This is a genomic window from Lentibacillus sp. CBA3610 (assembly GCF_013373365.1).
Taxonomy (GTDB): domain Bacteria; phylum Bacillota; class Bacilli; order Bacillales; family Amphibacillaceae; genus Lentibacillus.
This window is the reverse complement of sequence record NZ_CP035925.1, coordinates 2995921-3017114: the sequence shown is the minus strand read 5'-3', so window position 1 is coordinate 3017114 and position 21194 is coordinate 2995921. Positions and strand designations below refer to the sequence as shown.

Sequence of the window (21194 nt, the reverse complement as noted above, 5' to 3'; positions counted from 1 at the left end):
GATTATCAAATGTTAGTTATTCCGGATAAGCGCCCGATTGGGGAAGAAAAACAATATTAAGGATTCAAAAATTGATCTTTAATTAATTTTGCTAACGCATCCATTAGTTAAAATGTAACTTTAATTAAACAGAATTAAAAGACCTTAGATTTAAGAACAAAGCCTTCTCATAGCCTATTATCCATTTAGTAAATCTGTTATTTGTTCTTTTAATGTTGGTATTTCTTTTTCAATCACATTCCAAACAATCCCATTGTCCACCCCAAAATAATTATGAATTAGAATATCTCTTAATCCAGCCATTTCGCGCCACGGCAATTGGGGATGTTGCTTCCGAAAATCCTGTGATATACGTTTAGTTGCCTCTCCGACAATTTCCAGATTGCGAATTACCGCATCCTGTATTAATTTTGAACTGAAAAAGTCACTTTCGCCATTGGGGATGTATGATTCAATATTTTCTATACACTCCAAAATATGACGCAAATAAACATTGTCATCCTTCATAATTGAATTGCTCCGTTTAATACCTTATCCCTCATACTCCAATGAATTGAGTTTTCTGTTACAACATCAACCTTAACGTCTAACAGGTCTTCAACTTCTTGTTTAAAGCGAATCAAATCAAACAAACTTCTTCCCTTTTCAAATTCGACAAGTAAATCAAGGTCACTTGCAGATCCATCCTCTAGCCTTGCAACAGAACCAAAAATCTGTACATTTTGAATACCCTGTTCATCCGCTATTTTCAAAATCACATCACGCTTTTCTTGAAGAACATCATATAACACAACACATCCCCCACATTCTTCATTGATCTTAAAAATATTATACCATGTTTTAATATTATCTGTTCTTATATAGAAATTTCCTTCACTATAGGTCACAATATGACCCATTTAAAAACATAACACTGTACAATTATAGCGCCCTATAATTGTACAATGCGTCCGCCTTTGTAACAGCTAACTACCCATTCACTTATATACATCTCCCCTACTCCCGGCTGCAACAATATATATCAAAAGCTCCTTATCATGAATTTCATAAACAATTCTAAAATCTCCAACTCTCAAACGAAAAGCATTGTCTGCACCTTGAAGTGAGCTAATATCCAGAAGCCCTCTCTGATATGGGTTTTCAGCTAAGGTGAGCAATGCTTTTTGAATTCTATTCTTTGTTGGCTTATCCTGCTTTTTTATATACTTCATTGCTTGTTTAGAATATTTCAAGTCATACATAATCTTCTTCCTCAAAAACATCTTCGTGAGAATAACTTTCGCCGTTAGCGAATTCTCTCCTCGCTTGCTTTATAGCTTTAAGCTCTTTATCGGTTGGTGTTTCAATAGGAAAACCTTTATCGCCCGTTTCTTGGGCTTCAACATTTTGGTTCCTTATATAGCGTATCACTTTAATGGCTTCAGACAACTCTTCTTCTTCCAATTCATCTAAAATTTGATGAGCTAACTCTCGAATGTCTTTTGTTGCCATTACTTCACCTCCAAAAGTCCTTTAAGTTAATTATATTACAGATCCAGCATGTTTGTCACTTCCATATACCTTCATAAAAAGTTATTTCGTGGGGAATTTAGAACTATCGAAGGTCTTATTCAACAAACTGGCCCCATTCCGCAATACAGGATGCATATTATTGTTCCAGAATCGCGCCCGTTTGAGGAAGATCATGGCAGATGGGCATGAGCGCTTTATCTATTATCAAATAAAAAATAAAGAGAGGCTGCATGATTAACAGCCCCCCTATACGATCGACGAATTATTTTTCTAAAAGCTTTAGAGATTCGCGATTGAATGGCAGGAAGATTCATCAGGTGTTTCTGCTTTGTTTACAAGGTTTTCCATCTACGATTACTTCTTCATCTTTTACAGTTGCTCCTGCATTTTCCAAGTCTTTTCTTACGGAAACAAAGCTTGTTAGCTCTCTACCTTTTAGTTGGTCTGTATTAACGAGAAACTGTGGACCATGGCAAATTGAAAATATGGGTTTATTATCTTGGAAAAATGTTTTCGCAAACTCACTATTCTTCGGATTAATACGTAGTAAGTCAGGAGAAAACCCGCCAGGTACGAGTAATGCATCATAATCGTTTGCATTTACTTCATCTATGCCTCTATCTGCTTGTATTTCGTCCCCATTTTTGCCATTGATGGTTTTTTTTGCTTCATTACTGATAATATCTACCGTATGCCCAGCTTCTTTGTAAGCTTTCACAGGATCAGTTAATTCAATTTCTTCTACCATGTCTGTTACAAGGACTGCAATGTGTCGACTCATATAGCACTTCCTCCCTTTATCATTCTCGAATATATTCTAGCATACTGCCCATAACTTTATTAAGCAGTATGCTCATGAACCGTATTATACACGAACCAAATAACGATGCTCTAACTGACAGGCACTTGTTCCCTTCTACCTTATCGTGTTACATAAACGTGCACTACAATGGCATTTGGGCGCTGGTCTTTATTCCCCAACTGCGCCCTATTGTTTAATAACTTGATAAAGATATTTTCTAAAAAAATTTATTAATCCAAGAATAAAAGATACAAGACCAAATCCAAAAGTGAAGTTCGTAATGTTCCATAAGTATGATGGCGTTAAATCAATAATGGCTTGCATTTGGTGAGCATTACCATTGAATGATGTGAAAATAAGTATTTTTTCTAATCCACTTAAGCCCATCAGAAGGGCTCCAGAAAAGATAAAAATTAAACCTAGTTTATTCACACTTTCCTCCCCCTCGTATATCATTCTAACTTCTTTAATGACGCCCGATAAGGCGTATTTCTTATGTCGTGAGAGCGTCCGTTAATTTAAGAAATACTTGATTAGTTTATAAATTTATATCTCTACATAAAATCTTAAGGGAATCACGAAAGAATTTAATGAAGGGTAGTCAGTTTATTTAACCGATTCATCAGTGGTTCTCTCCACTCGTCAGCTAGTTCTTCAACAGCTAATAACCTTTTTATGCCTTCAATATCCTTTTGCTTATGAAAATAAATCTCATTTCCGTATAGAATAGATACTTTTCTTGGATGTGATTCCAATAATGTAATTTTAGAATCTTTTCGGACAACACCTTCTTCTAAAACGCGACATAAATAACCTGTAAAACCTGTTTCTACCATCCTTTTCAAAAATGAAGGGTTTTTAGTTCTTTTTGTAATTGTACTGCACGGGACTCTTCCTTGTGTAACTTGTATAATAGCTTCTCCTAGACGAAAAACATCCCCCACACAAACTTCTTTTTCCAACATATTCGTTACGGTTAAATTCTCACCAAAAGTTGAGGGTGGTAAAGCATTTCCAAATTCATTTTCCCAAAGTAAATAATGTTCATACGGGTATACACATACGGCACGATCTAGACCACCGTGATTCTTTAAGTCCCCAACGCCATCTCTCTTAAAGCCATCTTTTGTTAGGAAAGCTTCTTCCGCTGTCTGTTTACGAATTCCAGTATTTATTTCCTTTCCATTTCCGCACTTCATTTTTTTTGGTAACCCAATTGAAAGGTTTTTTATTTCTATCTGTTCAGTGTTGACCATTTAAATATACCTTCTTTCTACACTGCTTTTACTCACACAAGAATGAGCTCCTCAACCCTATTAACGTTGTAATCCTTATTCTTTTTAAATCAACAATGCAGTCCTTTTTATAAGGGCGCACTTATTCGATTAGCGCGCCCGTTAACAGAGGAAGCTTACTTTTTTCCATATTTTCCTTCGTTTAACGCTTTTCTATATTTACCATTCTTTTCTTGGATAGCTATAGCTTCGTCTGTACTAACATCTTTGATGGAAAAGTACTTAGTACCTTTTTCGTACTCATTAGAAAAATTTCCAGAGTATGTCCCCTCTATATCTGAATACTTCGTGACTTTTCCGATTTCTTTAGATACTTCATCAACATATTCATCACTCAAACGATACATATCGCCATTCCACACTACAAATCGGTATGCCCAGTTTGCTGATGATTCTGGATTAGATGAGTCCTGGGTATTAAAACTTGAACAGCCAGTTGCCAACAAAAGAAATACTGTGAAAACTGTTAAAGTCAATATTGAATGTTTCATTACAAAATACTTCCTCCCTATTAAAACCTTTTGTAATGTTAGACGAATTGAATTCATAACAGGTTACGGATTTCTTCAACAAAATGGCCCGATTGTTGAAAGAACTTGTAAGCCTACATATTTAAAATAAGACCATTCGTTACAATCTTTAGTGTTATTTTAACACAAATATTCAGAATACCTGGATAAAATTTTCAAAGCGTAACTCTATTTACATAATATACGCTAAAATAGCGTTTGAATTAAAAGGTATTTTAGCCGTTTTATCAATACTCTTAGGATAATGACAAATATTTATTGTCACTTTGTTAATTATTGAGCTAATACGAATGATAAAACATCAATTTTTTCCTTCAAAAGGTTGTTATGATAGTAAAAAATAGCGCACTAAATGTTATGTGATGTAGTACGCCAAATGTATTGTTTTTTATTTTCTCTCCACTGTAAGTGAACTACTTAAAGAGATCAATCTTCCTTCTTTTTTCATTTGCTTTTTAAATTACAAAAGCTGACACCTGGAAGAGTCATCCCTTACCTGGACCTTCACAATCTGAACAAGCATTAACATGCATTTGTCTTCACGGCAAAATCAAAACCCGTACAGCTTTCGGAAAAGACTATACGGGTAAACATGAATCATAACAGCTAGTGCCGTTTATTAAGCCAAAGCACGCCGGATTTCGCCAGCCGCGGAATGTAGCCGACCATTGATTGGGACATCATCTCGCCGAAGCCTTCAGAACTTCCGAGCGAGCCAAGTGTTCCTTTCAACTTGAGTTTGCCGGGTTTTTTCGGTTTATCGCCTTTTAAGACAGCTGCGAGGATATCTGAAATTTGCTCTCCTTGCTGCCTGGCCAGCTGTGCACTCGGGGAATGTTCAGAGGAAGCACAGTCACCGACAACATAAATGTGCGGTTGTTCCGGTACCTGGTAATAGTCATTGACGACAATTTTTTCCTGGTTATCCTGTTCAAGCGGTAGTTCACGCACCAGAAAATTGGGACGAACGCCTGCTGTCCAAATGGTGACGTCGTTTACGTAACAGATACCATTGTCACAGACGCCATCTTTTTCCACATATTCAACGTTGGCCCCATGAATCACACCCACATCATTTTTCATGAACCAGTCCTCAACATAGTTCTGGATTTTTGTATCGAATGCTTTAAGAACGGATTGTCCGCGGTCAAGCAGCCGAATATTTAAATCAGGACGGCTTTCCCGGGTTTCCGCTGCCACTTCAATCCCGCTCAGCCCCGCACCGACAATGGTCACTTTTCCATAAGCGGGGAGGTTGCCGACCGCCATTCCAGCGCTGCGTGCCTTGTTGAATGTCTGAACACTTTCGGTAAATTCCTCTGCTCCTTCAACACCGTGATGATTGTCTTCACAACCCAGGGCAATGATCAAATAGTCATAGTGGACGGGTTCACTTCTTTCCTGGAAAAGAATCTGTTGTTCGCTGACATCAATTTTGTTAATTTCAGCGAATACATAGCTTACTTTATCATGTTCCGGGAAGTCCATGCGTACATCTTTATCAGCGGAGGTACCGGCCACTATCGTATAAAATTCCGTTTTAATTGAATGATATGGATTACGGTCAATTAGTGTAATATGCACATCCTCGGGCAAATTTTGTTCAATTAAGTTCTGCAGAATATTCATACCGCCATATCCGCCGCCAAGGATAACAATGTTTTTCATCTTTAAAACTCCTTAACTATGTATAAGTGCTCTCACTGTTAAGATTACCAAAAGTGCCGCTGGAAAACTAGGAAAAGAAAGGAATTGTTATGTAAAGTGTCGCAGTGATACAGTATGGTTATAAAGTATTGCCAGTTACATGCTGGATAATCAATCAGGGAAGGTGTTTTCTAATGAATCGCTTAACATTTGGCTCACTTTTGGATGTGATTGGCGAACTGTTTTCAGATGAAATATCGATTGCTGTTTCAGACATGAATGAATATATTTATTACCGTCCCAGCAAACGGATTGATTTGAAAATAAGCCCAGGCGATCCGGTGGTGGAAGGGACGATCGCGCATAAAGCGTTACATACCGAGCAAAAGGTATCGGAGTTTATTGACCGCAATGTGTTCGGTGTGCCTTACCACGGAATGGCTGTACCGTTTCATCAGGATGGTAAAATGGAAGGCTGTGTGACAGCGATTTATCCGGTCATGACTGAGGGAAAGTCTGTTGTTACCGTCAAAACGGCAGACGGCTGGCGGCCTATCCCATTTCATGATGTTGTCTTTATGGAAGCAAAAGACCGTAAAACGCACGTGTATGCCAATGAGCTGGCCGGCACAACAAAGCGGGCGCTGCAGGATTACGAATATTCGCTTCCAAGGGAGACGTTCATTCGTTGCCATCGCTCATTTATCGTCAATGTCCATCATATCCGGGATATTTTTCCGGATACGCACTCCACGTTTATTCTGGCGATGGATAATGGTCTTCAAGTACCGGTCAGCCAGTCGTATTCGAGCTATTTTCGGAAGCTGCTCGGGTTCTAAGGAAAGATGGAGACGTTACGTGGTGAACATTACTGATCCGGGATGCTGTTTATGTTCCCGGGAAGCGGAATATGGGTTGAAGGAGCAGAATATGTTCCAGAGAGAGCGGGATATGGGCTGGAGAATCAAAACATGTTCCGGAGCGAGCGGGACATGGGCTGTAGAATCAGAACATGTTCCGGAAAGGGCCGAACATGGGCCGGAGAATCAGAACATGTTCCGGAGCGAGCGGGACATGGGCTGTAGAATCAGAACATGTTCCGAAAAGAGCCAAACATGGGCTGGAGAATCAAAATATGTTCCGTAGAGGGCCAAACATGGGCTGGGGAATTAGAATATGTTCCGAAGAGATGCAAACATGGGCTGGGGAATTAGAATATGTTCCGAAGAGAGTCAAACATGGGCTGGAGAATCAGAATATGTTCCGTAGAGGGCCAAACATGGGCTGGAGAATCAAAATATGTTCCGAAGAGAGTCAAACATGGGCTGGAAAGTCAGAACATGTTCCGGAACGAGCCGACATGGGCACGAGAGCCGGAACAAGTGCCTGAAAAACCCCCGTTCAGCTACTGATATTAATAGCCCTCCCTAAATTTCAACATCAAAATTTCTGCTTTATACAAAAATCTGCTGCTTCATTCATAGAATTTTCTTTTTCATAATGAATGTTGCTATTCCCTTCAAAAAATCCCAATCATTTCCCATTAGTACGTTAGAATTGTTCTACAACTCATAAGAAAGGGGTTACATCATGAACATTAAGGAAGAACGTATTCATGACAAGCGCCTCCGTGATCGTGTTGTTTCAGCACAAGATGCTGCTTCATGGATCAGGGATGGCATGACATTGGGGATGAGCGGTTTTACACGTGCAGGTGATGTGAAAGCGGTGCCAACAGCTCTCGTTGACAGGGCAGAAGATGAGGCATTTAAAGTAAACGTATTTACCGGCGCATCACTTGGATCGGATATTGATAAAATGTTTGCTGACGCAGGAATCATTAATAAGCGTTTACCGTTCCAGGCAGACCCGCTTATGCGGAAAAAAATCAATCAGGGTGAGCATCTGTTTGTTGATCACCATCTGTCCCATACGTCGGAATGGATCCGGCACGATGTTATTGAATCGATTGATTACGCCATTTTGGAAGCGATTGCGATAAATGAGGATGGCAGCATTGTGGCGTCAACTTCCATCGGCAATTCACTTGTATTCGCTGAGAATGCGGACAACATCATTGTAGAAATCAATACGGCACACCCACAGCTGCTTGAAGGTGTGCATGATCTGTATAGTCCGGCTAAACAGGGCGAGCGTCAGCCAATTCCACTCACAAAACCTGATGACCGTATTGGTGAGACAAGCATCCAGGTTAATCCGGCCAAAATTAAAGGCATCGTTTTAACACATCAGGAAGACTCGCCTTCAACGATCGGACAACCTGATGAAGAAACGACAATGATGGCCGACTACCTGCTTGATTTTCTGCGGGATGAAGTAGCATCCGGCCGTCTCACGAAAGAGCTGGCCCCGCTTCAGTCAGGTATTGGTTCCGTGGCGAATGCGGTGCTGCATGGTATGATTGATTCGGAATTCAAAAATCTGAAAGTGTATTCGGAAGTTTTGCAGGATGCCGTATTTGATTTGATCGATGCCGGTAAAGTGGATTTTGCATCATGCTGTTCGATCACGCTGTCAGAAGATAAAATGAAGCAGGTCTTTTCGGATTTTGAAAAATACCGTGACAAACTTATCATGCGACCGCAGGAGATTTCCAACCATCCGGAAATCATCCGCCGTCTCGGACTGATTTCCATCAATACGGCGCTTGAATTCGACATCTACGGCAATGTGAATTCAACACACGTTTCCGGTACAAAAATGATGAATGGGATCGGCGGCTCGGGTGATTTCGCGCGTAACGCCAAACTGGCCATTTTCGTGACCAAATCTATCGCAAAAGACGGTGATATCTCCAGCATTGTCCCGTTCGCCTCCCATATCGATCATACGGAACATGATGTGGATGTCGTCGTCACTGAGCAAGGCTATGCCGATCTGCGTGGATTGGCGCCAAGAGAACGTGTACCGAAGATCATTGAAAACTGCGCTCATCCAATGTACCGCCAGCAACTATGGGATTACTACAATGAAGCGCTTGAACGCGGCGGTCAGACACCACATATATTGGAGAAAGCCTTCTCCTGGCATGCGCACTTTGCCGAGCATGGCACGATGAAAGAGCACATACCGGAGACTGTCTAGCACCCATTGGGGGGTGGGGACTGCTTACATCATGTAATTCAGCGTTCATGCTGTAACGTATCAATCACTGCTCATGAATGTTCTATTGAAAAACCCCGGCATCGTCAGCTTAGACGATGCCGGGGTTTATGATTTGGTAACAGAATTTACTTATATAATGAAAACTGACGGTACCTGGGTTTGAAGCAAGTGACCTTTACGTTAAAAACGTCTTTGACCTGACGACTTTAAATCTAGTGTAATTTTTTATAACATTAAGCGTAAGAAAAATACAAAGAATAAAGGAGGGGGAAAGTGACTAATCAGAATATGAGGTTGCTTGTAAGCTTTATAATTATCGTTAATTGTAGTTATTTAGGTCTTAAATTGTATAAAAATAGCTTTACTAGGCCCTGGGGAACCAATCAGCGTATAACCGAAGAATCATTTAATAAGCTAAACCTGTTAAACAACATGGCATCTGTAATTGAATTTGCATTAACACTGTTATTTATAGCAGTAGCGTATTGGCTTATCAAAAAGAAAAGCAATAATTTAAATATTTTTATCTTTATGAACATGGCAGTTTGTATATTTTTCTTTCTAATTGGATCATTAATAGAGGTTGTAGCAGATATTGGCCATTTTAATTTAGTTCAACAACTACATGGACCAGTTCTTGTTTTACTATTTTTAATTATTTATCAATTAATTAAAAAAATACTCATGAGTTTAAATATAATAAAAAGCAAAGACACCATTATTAAAAATTAAGAGTACGTGTTTGGAATGACTACTGTCGAGAAGTATGAAATGCTACTGATAGAAGTTGCTCTGTACTCAAAGTGTTTCTTCACATATGGGCGGGCGGGATAAAATATTATTGCCCGGCAATATGTTTACTTTGTATTAAAAGGAAGGGGGTGAAAAATGCTCATTCACCCTATAAATCGCTGCACAATTTGAGATAGCATAAAAATGAGCAAACTTAAAATGATAGCAGCTACCATAACATTTATCGGGTGTCCTGCAATGAAGCCATTATATAATCCGATGGTGCCAATTAATAGGAAGGCCAAAATAAAAACATATGAGAGGGCAAGCGAAATCAGGATTTTACGAAAAATGCGGTCATCTGCAACGACATAACTGCTATTCCAGCGATCACCCTTTTTCCTGATTAAAAAGTCAATGATCTGGTATCCCAAACCAATAGCCGCTACCGCCAAAAGTATCCACATAATCCCCCTGTCGTCCATAAATTCCAAGTAACTTAAATATGCAAAAGCTCCGAATAAGTAAACATAAAAAAGTAATATCACCCATTTCTTTAAACGCATTTCTTTCCCTCCAAAAAGTCAGGTTTCCTTTTTATCCTCCAGGTAGAACAGTGCTTCAATTGGTTCGTTTAGCGCTTTGGATATAGCCATTACCACACCAATAGCAGGCTCGTATTTCTGTTTTTCGATGGCAATGATGGTTTGCCTGTGTACACCTGCCTGTTCGGCAAGCTCTTCTTGAGTCATCTCAAGCATTCTTCTATGTAAACGGACATTATTTAAGACTTTTCCTCTTTTCAAAAAACCCACCTCTAATGTAGATTATCATATACATAAAGTAGTGTAAACTATACATTGATGCCTTAAAAAATGGATTATGCGGCTTTGAACGGTATAATCCATAAATCGGCTAATAGACGGGGGTTTGATGGCGACAAAGAACTTTGGAATATGGCATTGGTATAATCAGCTGCAAAAAAGACGCTTCAGTTGAATAAAAAAAGGCTTAGAGATAAGAATCTCCCTAAACCTTTTTAACTATGATTTAGCTAGTTTTGCGAAAGCCTTCCTCTGCAAATTAGTATTTTGCACCTCACAAGTAAAGTAAACCCGTAATACTACGGCGTGCTGTAGTATCATTATTTATTAAGAACCTTTTTCATAGCATTCACGCGGCCGGCGTGGTTGCCTTCGTGGAATGCTGCCACGGCTGCCAGTTCGCCATATGTCTGGGCGCCCAGTACAGGTTCCGGTAATTTTTCAGCATATTTTTCTTCGGGAATGGCTTTGATCCGTTCCAGCTGACTGCTTAATTGTTCTGCCAGCTCGTCTGCACTCGGCACATCCTCAGGCCAGTCCGCCGGTTTGGAGCCAAAACCAAACAAATCTTTGTAGCGCTCCGGGAGATGCTCCGTATTATCCGGAAATCCGAATAAAAATTGTTCGTTCGTTGTCAGCACATGCCCAATGTGCCAACGGATTGTGTTATTAAATCCCTCCGGCTGGGTATCGAGCGTGGCCTTGTCCAAGTCTTTAATTTCATTCATGAAGCCGTTGTGTGTGATATTAAATTGCGAAATAATTAGATTGTTCATGTTATCCCTCACTTTTTATTAGTCTAACTCCACTATAACAATTTTTGCCCTATTTCCAAACGATGAAACATTTGCCTGGACGCTATCGTAAATGATGATAAGGAGTGATTCGTTTGTCTTATAAATACGCTAATCATAAGGCTTGGGTGAAGTGGGGGCGATCATCGTTCATCACTGCGATCTTCAGTATCATTTGGCTGACTGTCGATGCTCTGCTGCAGGGAGAAATCCATCCGGTGATCCTGGTCATTACGATGATCGTGTTTCTTTTTGCACTCATTCAGGGCATGCAATATATCAATATGGATCAGAAGGACTATATTCGCATTGAAGATGGCGTCATGCTGATTAACCGGGGCTTCCCAATCCTGCCCAGGAAAAAACTGCCCCTCAGTTCGATTGAACGTTACATTGAATACTATCCGCTGTTGATTTTTAAACTAAAACATGACCGCGAACTACAGATTAATATCGACTGGCTGACAGAAGAAGCGGTTGAAGATATAAAACATCACATTGACAAAACACTTGACGATTCTAAAACAAAAGTTTAAAATATAAACAAATGTTAATAAGAGGATGCAATTATGAACGATAAAGAACACAAGCTTTTTCAGCTTATCAAAAAAAATCCATATATATCACAGCAGGAATTGGCTGAAGAAATGGGATTGTCCCGGCCATCTGTAGCGAACCTGATTTCAGGCCTGATGAAAGAAGGCTATATCCGTGGCAAAGCATATGTCCTGAACGATATGGAAGAAATCGTCTGTATCGGGGGTGCGAATGTTGACCGTAAGTTTTATGCGAAAGCGTCTCTGCAGCCGGAAACATCTAACCCGATTACGTCGACGCAAAATGCGGGAGGGGTTGCCCGGAATATTGCTGAAAATCTAGGCAGGCTTGGAATGAATGCCAAGCTGCTCACGGCTGGTGGAATTGATAGAGACTGGGATTCTATTGCGGAGGCATCAGCTCCCTATATGAATTTGCAGGATGTGACTCAATATACGGAAGCTGCAACCGGGTCATATACGGCTGTACTGGATCAGTCAGGAGATTTATTATATGGCCTGGCTGACATGGATATTTTTGAATTGATGACACAGGAATGGCTGCAGGCACAGGTACCAGTACTTTTACAGGCAAAGTGTATTCTGGCTGATTTAAACTGTCCAAAAGAAACACTCACATTTTTACATCACTTTGCATCGAGTCACCAAATCCCGCTTATATTCGTGACGGTATCCGGACCGAAAATGACGCGTTTGCCGGATGATTTGAGCGGACTGACATGGCTGATCACGAATCAGGATGAGTCTGAGGCCTATTTTCAGGGACGTTTTTCAGGCCGTGATTCAGCAGCAAAATGGCTGGAAATCGGCATTGCCAATGTCGTGATCACCAATGGCAAAGAAGGCGCAATTGTTGGCAATCAGACAGACGGGATTCACCATATTCCGGCGGTTGAAACCGAAGAAATTGTCGATGTGACCGGGGCGGGAGATGCCTTTTCAGCGGCTGTCGCCTATGCCTGGCTGCAAGGAGATGATTCCGTTCTTAGTGCACAGGCCGGCGTTGCCAACGCGACGAAAACATTGCGCTCATCTTATACCGTACGCCCTGACCTAACAGCATCTCAATTACAGAAAGATTTGGAGGAATCATGATGAAACACTATCTTGAACTGTCAGAAGAAGTCCAGGCTGCGAAAGAACAGGGCAAGCCTGTTGTTGCACTCGAATCCACGATTATTTCCCATGGCATGCCTTATCCGAAAAACGTTGAGACGGCACGCGAGGTGGAACAGATTATACGTGAACACGGTGCGGTTCCGGCCACAATCGCCATCATGGACGGCAAAATCAAAATTGGCTTGAGTGATGCGGAACTGGAGGATTTTGCCCAGGCAGAAGGCATCGCCAAAGTTTCGCGGCGTGATCTGGCGTACTTGGTTGCAACAGGGCAAAAAGGTGCGACGACGGTGGCAGCCACAATGATTTGTGCGGAGCTTTCCGATATCCGGACGTTTGTGACCGGCGGAATTGGCGGCGTTCATCGGGGTGCCGAGACGTCGATGGATATTTCGGCAGACTTGGAGGAATTGGCCCGGACTAATGTCGCGGTGGTGTGCGCCGGGGCAAAATCAATTCTGGATCTTGGTCTGACAATGGAATACTTGGAAACGAAAGGGGTACCGGTTATTGGGTATGAAACAGATGTGCTTCCGGCGTTTTATACCCAGACAAGTCCATTCCCGGTTAACGTCCGAGCAGATGATTCGGAAACTGTTGCCTCGACGCTGAAGACGAAATGGGATCTTGACCTCGCCGGCGGGGCAGTTATCGCCAATCCGATTCCGCAAGCAGATGCCATCCCCGAAACAGAAATTGCAGCGGTCATTGATCAGGCTCTGACAGAAGCAGATACAAACGGGGTAACCGGCAAAGACGTCACACCATTTTTGCTGGCCAAAGTGGAAGAGCTGACCGGCGGCAAAAGCTTGGATGCCAATATAGCGTTGGTTAAGCATAACGCTCATGTCGGCGCGGAGATAGCTGTCAAGCTGGCGGGTTTGGATTAGAGAACAAACATATACACTGACCGCAGTTAATAAAAGTCGTAACTCCCGTTTGGAGGTACGGCTTTTTGTTTGAAGGATTTTGGCAAAATGCTAAAGTTCACAGTGATTTTGCTAAAGTTCACACTAAAACTCCTAAAGTTCACATTGTTTTCGCTAAAGTTCACAAATAAAATGCTAAAGTTCACATTTGAGGAAAGCAATCCAAAGCAAAAAACCCGGTACATGGCCGGGCTTTTTACTTATTAAGCATCGTCTATTCCATCAGTTCCCCGACAATCTCATACGAGCGGATCCGGGCTTTAATGTCATAGATTTGCGAATTGATGATCATTTCGTCTGCTTCAGTTTCTTCAAGCAGTTTGTCCAATCCTTGTTTGATGGTTTCTTTGCTGCCGATCAGCGTGTATGGGGAGCTGTTCGATTGTTCGACAACGGCTTTTTCCATTTCCGACCAGACTTGATCAGGATTCTTAATCGGCGGCTGCAGTTTCTCCGGTTGTCCGCGCCGGATACTCAACGTTTGCTCCTGTTGCGTTGTGGCAAGATAGTTTGCCTCTTCATCTGTATCTGCTGCAATGATATTAACGCCAATCATCGCATGTGGCTTATCCATTACTTCAGACGGTGTAAAATTGTCGCGATATAAGTTCAGCGCTGCAATCGTGTTATCCGGTGCAAAATGACTGGCAAATGAGAATGGCAGTCCTTTTTGCGCTGAGAGCTGGGCACTGAACCCGCTTGATCCGAGCAGCCAAATAGGGATATTTAGTCCTTCACCGGGTACGCTGCGTACGCCGGCTGTTCCGGCAAAGTAGTTTTCCAGTTCTTCCACTTGCATTGGAAAATCTTCAACCCGCTGATTCAGTGTGCGCCGTAATGCGTAGGCAGTTGCCTGATCGGTTCCGGGAGCCCGTCCCAGCCCCAAATCAATACGACCGGGATAGATCGTTTCCAGTGTTCCGAATTGTTCCGCGATGACAAGAGAGGCATGGTTCGGCAGCATGACACCGCCTGAACCGACACGCATCTCGTTCGTGGCTCCGGCAATATGCCCGATCAGAAGGGATGTTGCTGAACTGGCAATTCCCGGCATATTATGATGCTCGGCCAGCCAGTAACGGTTAAACCCGAATTTCTCCACGTTCTGTGCTAACGCCACACTATTTTTGAACGACTGCTCCGGTGTGCTGCCTTCCAGAACCGGGGCAAGGTCCAGAACAGATAGTGGAATATTATTGAATGTTTTGGCACTCATATGTCTCACTCCTTATGAAAGATGATACGACCTGACAGATGGAAGGTCCAATATTTTGCCCGGTAGTTTGTGAAATATGACCAAAAGGCGAGTATCTGCTGTTAACAAGCTACTCGCCTCTGTCTTGTTCTTCTTCCTTATGCAACACATCATATAACTCATCTTCAAGGGTTGAGTCAGCTGTTTTAATTTTCCGGCGATAGGCAGCCCGGACGATAAGATGTCCGGATACGGGTGCTGTCAGAAATATAAATACAATACCCAACAGCAGTCGGATACTTATGTGGGATTCAAGTGCCAGAAAAAAGAAGAATGCGCCGACCATCGTTAACAATACGGAAAGTGTCATACTTTTTGTTGAAGCGTGCTGACGGGTATAAACGTCCGGGAAGCGTATGAGCCCAATTGCACTAATGACAGCTGTAATACTGCCAATTAAAATTAGGAGTGCCGACAGAAATTCAACGATCTCGCTTACGTTCAATGATAACACCCCTCTCGATATACCGGGCAAAGGCAACCGTGCTGATAAACAGCAAGATCGCCATAACCAGAATGGCCTCCAAAAAAGCCAGTGTATTAAAGAGTACCGATATAACCCCTATAACCGAAATGAGATTAACACCAATAAAATCCATTGCTGTAATACGGTCAGGTAAAGTCGGTCCTGCAATGATGCGGTACAGGGCTATACCAACAGCCACCCCGAACAATATCAGCGAAGCAACCAGCATGAATGTTATCATTATCTGGTCACCTCCATAATAGCCTTTTCGTATCTAACCACAGATCTTAACAGCATATCTTTGGATTCTTCAACGTCCATCGCATGAATGTACACCGCGTCGCCTTCAGGTGTTACTTCCATTACCACCGAACCTGGTGTCAATGCCATCAACAGGGCAAGAGCGGGAATTTCCCATTCACCTTCCAGCACGGTATCATATTTAAATATCCCAGGCTTGATGCGAATGGTCGGCTTTAAAATGTGGTTGATAACATGAATACTTGATGTCAATAAATTGGTCATAAAAATAACCAGTAATTTTATTGCAGCATAAACTCTTCGTAAATAAAATTGCTGTCCGAAAAAGCGCCGCATCAGAAATACAATCACGATACCTGCTAAAAATCCGGATGTAAATGTGTTAACGGACAGTTCATCAGCTATGAGTGTCCATAGAAATGCAATAACAATATTCAGCAGAAACTGGGCTGCCATATAACGACCTCCTCCTTAACTGTCAATCAGTCGGTCATGACCGCATTAATATAGGTCTCAGGGTTTAATAGTGTGTTTGCCGCATCTGATACATACACTGCAATGAATTCCGGTCCAAGGCCTAATCCGATCGTGCCAATCATAAGAATAACACTTGGTATGATCCAGCCTTTTTTCATCGGCATTTCGTCTTCCACGGTGATAATGGTTTCCCCCCAGAAACTGTTCAGGAATACGCGCAATAGGGAATACAGGACAAAAATACTTGATAGGAAAGCAAGGGCGAGCAAAATATAAGCCCCTGTCTCGACAGCTCCCTGTCCAACCAATACTTTCCCGATAAATCCACTAAGGGGCGGAATCCCTGCTAATGATAACATGGCGATGAAAAAGACCCATCCCAATAACGGATAATTTCGGATCAGCCCGCTCATTTCATCGATTCTGGCGGTACCGCTCACCACAACCATGATGCCGGCAATTAAAAACAGTAAAGCTTTGACAATCATATCATGTATTAGATAATAGATAGAACCTTCAATCGCTTCAGGTGTACCAACAGCCAGTCCAACGAGAATAAAACCGACAGCGATAATCACATTGTACGATACAATCTGCCTGACATCCTTGTATGCCACTGCACCAATGCTGCCTCCGATTAAGGTCAATGCAGCCATTATACCAATCAGCGTATGGGTAATAGCCGAATCATGATAGAAGATCAGCGTAAATACCCGAAATAGTGCATAGATGCCGACTTTTGTCAGCAGTGCGCCAAATAGGGCAGCAACGGCTGCAGGTGGTGCACTGTAGGAGCCCGGGAGCCAAAAGTACAAAAGAAGCCCCGCTTTTAAGCTGAAAACAAACAGGAAGAATATGCTGATAACGGTTAATAAAGGTGTCTGCCCGGCCTCGGCAATGCGTTCGGATATATGGGCCATGTTTAATGTGCCGACTGTCCCGTATAAATACGCAATCGACAGGAGCAGGAGGAATGATGAAACAACGTTAATGACCACATACTTGATGGATTCTCTTAACTGAACTTTTGTTCCGCCAAGGGTAATAAGGACATAAGAGGCCAGCAGCATGATCTCAAAATTGACATATAAGTTAAATAAGTCCCCTGTTAAAAAGGAGGCATTGACGCCTGCCACCAAAAAACTCACAAGCGGGTAGAAAAACATTTTTTCCCGATGCTCGCCGATTGAAGAAAAAGCAAACAGAAGACATATCGCCGTAACGATACTTGTCGTCAGGACGAGCAGCATGGAAAATGAATCAGCTACATACAGAATACCAAACGGCGGTTCCCATCCGCCAAAGTCGATCCGGAGAATCCCTTCACGCTGAATCAACTGTAAAATATAGATACTTATACCTGTATTGATAATCATGACACCAAAAGCAATCCACCGCTGCGTCTTTATAAAGCGACGAAGGAAAATCGAAATAATAGCAGCTATTATAGGGAGGATTACCGGTATGACAATCAAATTATAAATCATCTTTAAAACCTCTCAAATCATAAACATTATCCGTCCCCAATTCCTGATAAACGCGGTAAGCCAGAACAAGCAGCAGTGCCGTTACAGCAAAGCTGATCACAATCGAGGTTAAAATCAGTGCTTGAGGCAATGCATCTGTAAAGCTTTCTGCTCCCCGGCCCAGAAGTGGGACTGAACCTGTTTTTAATCCACCCATCGTCAGCAGCAAAAGATGGACACCGTGTGAAAAGATGGAAATACCTAAAATGATTCTGATGACACTTCTGGACAGGATCATATAGGTGGAAATAGACACCAGAACACCTGAAAGGATTGTAATGACTGTTTCCATAACTATACATCCTCCCCGATACTAAGAATAATTGTTACGACAACACCTACGACTACAAGGGCAATACCCGATTCAAAGAGTGTTACCGTTGCAAGCTCCGTCTCACCCAAAATAGGCAACCCAAAATAGCCAAACGCCTGTGACAAGAACGGCTGACCGAAGAACAGAGACCCCAGACCTGTCGCAACGGCAGTAAAAGCCCCGACTGCGGCAACCGTTTTGAAATCAACAGGAACCGCTGTCTTGACTGTTTCAACATCAAAGGTAAGAAAAAGCAAGACAAACGCAGACGACAGGATGAGGCCGCCGATAAATCCTCCTCCCGGGTTATGGTGTCCTGAAAAGAAAAGGTAAACGGCCAGTGTCAATATGATAAAAACAGCGACTTTTGTAACGGAATGCAAAATCACATCATTTATCTTCAAGGTTCTGGTTCCCCTTTCCATACTTTAGCTTAATAAACGCGTAGACACCGAGACCGGCAATCAGAAGCACCACAACTTCAAGCATGGTATCCAATGCACGGAAATCACCTAAGATGGTATTGACAATATTTCGGCCGCCCGCCAGTTCATAGGCATTTTCATAAAAGCTGGAGATGGATTCGAATAGACGTCCATTCTGAACAGCCAGTGCAACCACGATAAAAATGGCACCAACGGACAGGGAAATTATTAAGTTGGTAACTTTTGTACGTTTTGGTGTATTTTCTTTGCCCCACTCCGGCAGAAAATAGTATGCCACCAGGAAGAGAACAGTTGTGACGGTTTCAATGACAATCTGGGTGAGTGCTAAATCCGGCGCCCGCATTAATACAAAGAATATGGCAACCAGATAGCCAATCACACCGTAAAGCAAGACTGCCGTCAAACGTGACTTGGCAAAAGGAATGGCAATACCGGCGGAAAACATTATGATGACCAGTACCCATTCATATGTGGCTATTGGTGCATTACCGGATATATCAAAATCGAAAGCACCGGTGAAAATCATGGCACCGCCTGTTAAACCAATAAATAACAGGAAGATATATACAAAATAGTCACGGAGAAACCCAGTCATATACGATTTAGTCACTGAGTTCGACCGGGTTTCCAGTTGCTCCAGGGAAAAGTCGTATAATGCATTGAATGACAACTTTTCCGGAAATAAATGATAGATGCCTGCCCAATAACGCAGTGTTAAAAACAGGATTGTGCCGAGTATGACGATAGCTATCGTCATATAAAGCTCCGTATTAAATCCGTGCCATTGTGAAATTGATCTTCCCAATGACTCCCCGGCAGCTGCAAACGTCGGGAATATACCGTTTATAGCCGGCCGCAGCAAATGGTTTCCGAGTATATTCGGAAAGAAGAAAATCGCTATAACAAAGAATGACAGAATAGCCGGCGGGACTATCATGCCCACAGGCGGCTCATGTGCCGGGCGCTCAAGTTTCTCTTCCCGATAAGGTCCGAAAAAGGTTTTAAACACAAGAATCATACAATAAACAAATGTTAAAACACTTGCTGTCCAGGCAATCACTGGGAGAGTGGCGCCAAGTGTATCTAATGAGAAAATTGACAGAGCACCCGTATCTAACGCGGCTGTAAAAAACATCTCCTTGCTCAAAAAGCCATTAAAGGGTGGCAAGCCAGCCATTGAGAAACTGCCGATAGCCATTATTGTAAATGATATCGGCATTAATGTGATCAAACCGCTCAACTTGCGAATATCGCGGGTCCCCACTTCATGGTCGATGATTCCGACAACCATGAAAAGCGCCCCTTTAAACGTTGAATGGTTGACAAGGTGAAAAAGTGCTGCAAATGTTGCCTGTGTATAGACGACCGAATCAGGCGAATAGCCATTATGAAGCGCGGCAGATCCCATACCGAACATACTCATAATCATACCAAGCTGACTTATCGTTGAATAGGCAAGCAATGCTTTCAGATCAGTCTGTCTGATCGCATTGAAAGCACCCCAGAACAGGGTTAATAGCCCAATTCCCGTCACAAGCCAGAACCAGGTTGTATCACCGCCGAACACTGGTGTGAAGCGGGCAACGAGATAAATCCCCGCTTTAACCATGGTAGCGGAATGCAAATAAGCACTGATCGGTGTCGGTGCCTCCATCGCATCAGGCAGCCAGATGTGAAACGGGAATTGTACCGATTTGGTAAAAGCGCCAAGCAATATCAATAACAATGCAGGGAGAAAAAGGGTATGATCGGATACTTCTCCCGCTGCACCGATCATCTCGCGCACACTGAATGTATTCGTCATCACGGTCATCATAATAAAACCAACGAGCATGGCAAAACCGCCGGCGACTGTGATAAGTAATGACTTCTGGGCACCTTCTCTTGATCTTTTACGATGGTACCAAAAAGCAATTAACAGGAAAGAGGAAATACTTGTTAATTCCCAAAAGACGTATAAAATCATGATGTTATCTGACAAGACAACACCGAGCATTGCTCCCATAAATAACAGCAAATAGATATAAAAGTGGGTAAGCGATTCTTTACTGGATAAGTAATAAATCGAATAGACGACAACAAGTGCTCCGACGCCTGTAATAAGCAGCCCGAATATTAGACTTAACCCATCGAGGTAAGTTGTAAAATTGATTCCGGCAGATGGGATCCATGGAATCGTGTATGCGAATGTCTGTCCATCTGAAATTGATGGGATAAAACTCGCCAGCAGGATAAACAGCAAAAGAGGAACGAATAGCACAATCCATCCAATGTGAATGCGTGTTATTTTTTTATGTACAAACGGAATAAATGCGGCAATAATAAATGGAATCAAGATTGCCAGGTTTACAATCAACAAAGGCTAACCTCCATTTCAGACTCGTGATTAAGGAATAATGAATAGTATACATAATAATTCGAACGCTAATAACAGTCAGCAGATATGTTATTATTTGTAGAATACCCTTTGATAAAGAAGATTATTTTTCGAAATGTTATATTCAAAATAGGAATAATATGAGGAGCCCACTTACTAATCAGCAAACTGCCATTAACGATTTTTCATCTAATTAAATTATACAT

Annotated in this window: 28 protein-coding genes; 8 read left to right on the top strand and 20 right to left on the bottom strand. The window is 42.1% G+C overall.

Annotation, left to right across the window (positions count from 1 at the left end):
- Nucleotides 1–177 precede the first annotated feature (177 nt).
- The 9 genes from Len3610_RS14770 to Len3610_RS14730 form a co-directional block, all read right to left on the bottom strand.
- Nucleotides 178–507: a HepT-like ribonuclease domain-containing protein gene (locus tag Len3610_RS14770; RefSeq protein ID WP_176448638.1), complete on the bottom strand. Its 330-nt coding sequence runs from the start codon at nt 505–507 to the stop codon at nt 178–180.
- Nucleotides 504–887: a nucleotidyltransferase family protein gene (locus Len3610_RS14765; RefSeq protein ID WP_217994030.1), complete on the bottom strand. Its 384-nt coding sequence runs from the start codon at nt 885–887 to the stop codon at nt 504–506. The genes Len3610_RS14770 and Len3610_RS14765 overlap by 4 nt, the downstream gene beginning before the upstream one ends.
- 90 nt (nt 888–977) lie before the next feature.
- A complete protein-coding gene (locus Len3610_RS14760; RefSeq protein ID WP_176448636.1) occupies nt 978–1241 on the bottom strand; it encodes a type II toxin-antitoxin system RelE family toxin in 264 nt (87 codons plus the stop codon).
- Nucleotides 1234–1491, bottom strand: coding sequence for a hypothetical protein (locus Len3610_RS14755; RefSeq protein ID WP_176448635.1), 258 nt, complete (start codon nt 1489–1491; stop codon nt 1234–1236). Before Len3610_RS14755 ends, Len3610_RS14760 begins: the two co-directional genes overlap by 8 nt.
- A 334-nt stretch (nt 1492–1825) precedes the next feature.
- Entirely contained in the window at nt 1826–2293 is a 468-nt protein-coding gene (locus Len3610_RS14750) for a type 1 glutamine amidotransferase domain-containing protein (protein ID WP_176448634.1), read from the bottom strand.
- Between the two features lie 207 nt (nt 2294–2500).
- A complete protein-coding gene (locus tag Len3610_RS14745) occupies nt 2501–2746 on the bottom strand; it encodes a hypothetical protein (protein ID WP_176448633.1) in 246 nt (81 codons plus the stop codon).
- Nucleotides 2747–2901: 155 nt separating this feature from the next.
- Complete coding sequence (locus tag Len3610_RS14740; RefSeq protein ID WP_176448632.1) at nt 2902–3570, bottom strand: MOSC domain-containing protein; 669 nt, start codon at nt 3568–3570, stop codon at nt 2902–2904.
- 155 nt (nt 3571–3725) lie between these two features.
- On the bottom strand, nt 3726–4100 hold the full coding sequence (locus Len3610_RS14735; protein WP_176448631.1) for a hypothetical protein: 375 nt from the start codon (nt 4098–4100) through the stop codon (nt 3726–3728).
- A 645-nt stretch (nt 4101–4745) separates the two neighbouring features.
- Entirely contained in the window at nt 4746–5807 is a 1062-nt protein-coding gene (locus Len3610_RS14730; RefSeq protein ID WP_176448630.1) for an NAD(P)/FAD-dependent oxidoreductase, read from the bottom strand.
- A gap of 173 nt (nt 5808–5980) precedes the next feature.
- Here Len3610_RS14730 and Len3610_RS14725 point away from each other — a divergent pair, with 173 nt between their 5' ends.
- From Len3610_RS14725 to Len3610_RS14705, 5 genes are all read left to right on the top strand, one after another.
- A complete protein-coding gene (locus Len3610_RS14725; RefSeq protein ID WP_176448629.1) occupies nt 5981–6625 on the top strand; it encodes a LytTR family DNA-binding domain-containing protein in 645 nt (214 codons plus the stop codon).
- Nucleotides 6626–6644: 19 nt separating this feature from the next.
- Nucleotides 6645–6932, top strand: a complete 288-nt coding sequence (locus tag Len3610_RS14720) for a hypothetical protein (protein WP_176448628.1) — start codon at nt 6645–6647, stop codon at nt 6930–6932.
- A 10-nt stretch (nt 6933–6942) separates the two neighbouring features.
- Entirely contained in the window at nt 6943–7176 is a 234-nt protein-coding gene (locus Len3610_RS14715; RefSeq protein ID WP_176448627.1) for a hypothetical protein, read from the top strand.
- Nucleotides 7177–7376: 200 nt separating this feature from the next.
- The gene (locus Len3610_RS14710) at nt 7377–8891 is read left to right on the top strand and encodes a succinyl-CoA:acetate CoA-transferase ScpC (RefSeq protein WP_176448626.1); all 1515 of its coding nucleotides are present in this window, start codon (nt 7377–7379) and stop codon (nt 8889–8891) included.
- A gap of 294 nt (nt 8892–9185) precedes the next feature.
- The gene (locus tag Len3610_RS14705) at nt 9186–9644 is read left to right on the top strand and encodes a hypothetical protein (protein WP_176448625.1); all 459 of its coding nucleotides are present in this window, start codon (nt 9186–9188) and stop codon (nt 9642–9644) included.
- A 164-nt stretch (nt 9645–9808) separates the two neighbouring features.
- Here Len3610_RS14705 and Len3610_RS14700 read toward each other — a convergent pair whose 3' ends face one another.
- The 3 genes from Len3610_RS14700 to Len3610_RS14690 form a co-directional block, all read right to left on the bottom strand.
- Complete coding sequence (locus tag Len3610_RS14700) at nt 9809–10210, bottom strand: hypothetical protein (protein WP_176448624.1); 402 nt, start codon at nt 10208–10210, stop codon at nt 9809–9811.
- Nucleotides 10211–10228: 18 nt separating this feature from the next.
- Nucleotides 10229–10450, bottom strand: a complete 222-nt coding sequence (locus tag Len3610_RS14695; protein WP_176448623.1) for a helix-turn-helix transcriptional regulator — start codon at nt 10448–10450, stop codon at nt 10229–10231.
- A 338-nt stretch (nt 10451–10788) separates the two neighbouring features.
- Nucleotides 10789–11244: a DinB family protein gene (locus Len3610_RS14690; RefSeq protein WP_176448622.1), complete on the bottom strand. Its 456-nt coding sequence runs from the start codon at nt 11242–11244 to the stop codon at nt 10789–10791.
- Between the two features lie 113 nt (nt 11245–11357).
- On the opposite strand from Len3610_RS14690, the gene Len3610_RS14685 reads away from it, so the two are divergent.
- Genes Len3610_RS14685 through Len3610_RS14675 form a run of 3 tightly spaced genes read left to right on the top strand, consistent with a single transcriptional unit; the run spans nt 11358 to nt 13828 of the window.
- A complete protein-coding gene (locus tag Len3610_RS14685) occupies nt 11358–11798 on the top strand; it encodes a hypothetical protein (RefSeq protein WP_176448621.1) in 441 nt (146 codons plus the stop codon).
- Between the two features lie 33 nt (nt 11799–11831).
- Entirely contained in the window at nt 11832–12914 is a 1083-nt protein-coding gene (locus Len3610_RS14680; RefSeq protein WP_176448620.1) for a carbohydrate kinase, read from the top strand.
- The gene (locus Len3610_RS14675) at nt 12914–13828 is read left to right on the top strand and encodes a pseudouridine-5'-phosphate glycosidase (RefSeq protein ID WP_176449696.1); all 915 of its coding nucleotides are present in this window, start codon (nt 12914–12916) and stop codon (nt 13826–13828) included. The genes Len3610_RS14680 and Len3610_RS14675 overlap by 1 nt, the downstream gene beginning before the upstream one ends.
- 253 nt (nt 13829–14081) lie before the next feature.
- On the opposite strand, the gene Len3610_RS14670 is transcribed toward Len3610_RS14675, so the two are convergent.
- The 8 genes from Len3610_RS14670 to Len3610_RS14635 form a co-directional block, all read right to left on the bottom strand.
- On the bottom strand, nt 14082–15083 hold the full coding sequence (locus Len3610_RS14670; protein ID WP_176448619.1) for an LLM class flavin-dependent oxidoreductase: 1002 nt from the start codon (nt 15081–15083) through the stop codon (nt 14082–14084).
- A gap of 109 nt (nt 15084–15192) precedes the next feature.
- Nucleotides 15193–15576: a Na+/H+ antiporter subunit G gene (locus Len3610_RS14665; RefSeq protein ID WP_369693588.1), complete on the bottom strand. Its 384-nt coding sequence runs from the start codon at nt 15574–15576 to the stop codon at nt 15193–15195.
- Nucleotides 15545–15829 (bottom strand): Na(+)/H(+) antiporter subunit F1, encoded by a 285-nt coding sequence (locus Len3610_RS14660; RefSeq protein ID WP_176448617.1) that lies wholly within the window; start codon nt 15827–15829, stop codon nt 15545–15547. Before Len3610_RS14660 ends, Len3610_RS14665 begins: the two co-directional genes overlap by 32 nt.
- The gene (locus tag Len3610_RS14655; RefSeq protein WP_176448616.1) at nt 15829–16305 is read right to left on the bottom strand and encodes a Na+/H+ antiporter subunit E; all 477 of its coding nucleotides are present in this window, start codon (nt 16303–16305) and stop codon (nt 15829–15831) included. The genes Len3610_RS14660 and Len3610_RS14655 overlap by 1 nt, the downstream gene beginning before the upstream one ends.
- A 26-nt stretch (nt 16306–16331) precedes the next feature.
- Nucleotides 16332–17810, bottom strand: coding sequence for a Na+/H+ antiporter subunit D (locus Len3610_RS14650; RefSeq protein WP_176449695.1), 1479 nt, complete (start codon nt 17808–17810; stop codon nt 16332–16334).
- The gene (locus Len3610_RS14645) at nt 17803–18144 is read right to left on the bottom strand and encodes a Na(+)/H(+) antiporter subunit C (RefSeq protein ID WP_176448615.1); all 342 of its coding nucleotides are present in this window, start codon (nt 18142–18144) and stop codon (nt 17803–17805) included. Before Len3610_RS14645 ends, Len3610_RS14650 begins: the two co-directional genes overlap by 8 nt.
- Before the next feature lie 2 nt (nt 18145–18146).
- The gene (locus Len3610_RS14640) at nt 18147–18569 is read right to left on the bottom strand and encodes a Na(+)/H(+) antiporter subunit B (protein WP_176448614.1); all 423 of its coding nucleotides are present in this window, start codon (nt 18567–18569) and stop codon (nt 18147–18149) included.
- Entirely contained in the window at nt 18556–20970 is a 2415-nt protein-coding gene (locus Len3610_RS14635) for a Na+/H+ antiporter subunit A (RefSeq protein WP_176448613.1), read from the bottom strand. The genes Len3610_RS14640 and Len3610_RS14635 overlap by 14 nt, the downstream gene beginning before the upstream one ends.
- Nucleotides 20971–21194 lie beyond the last annotated feature (224 nt).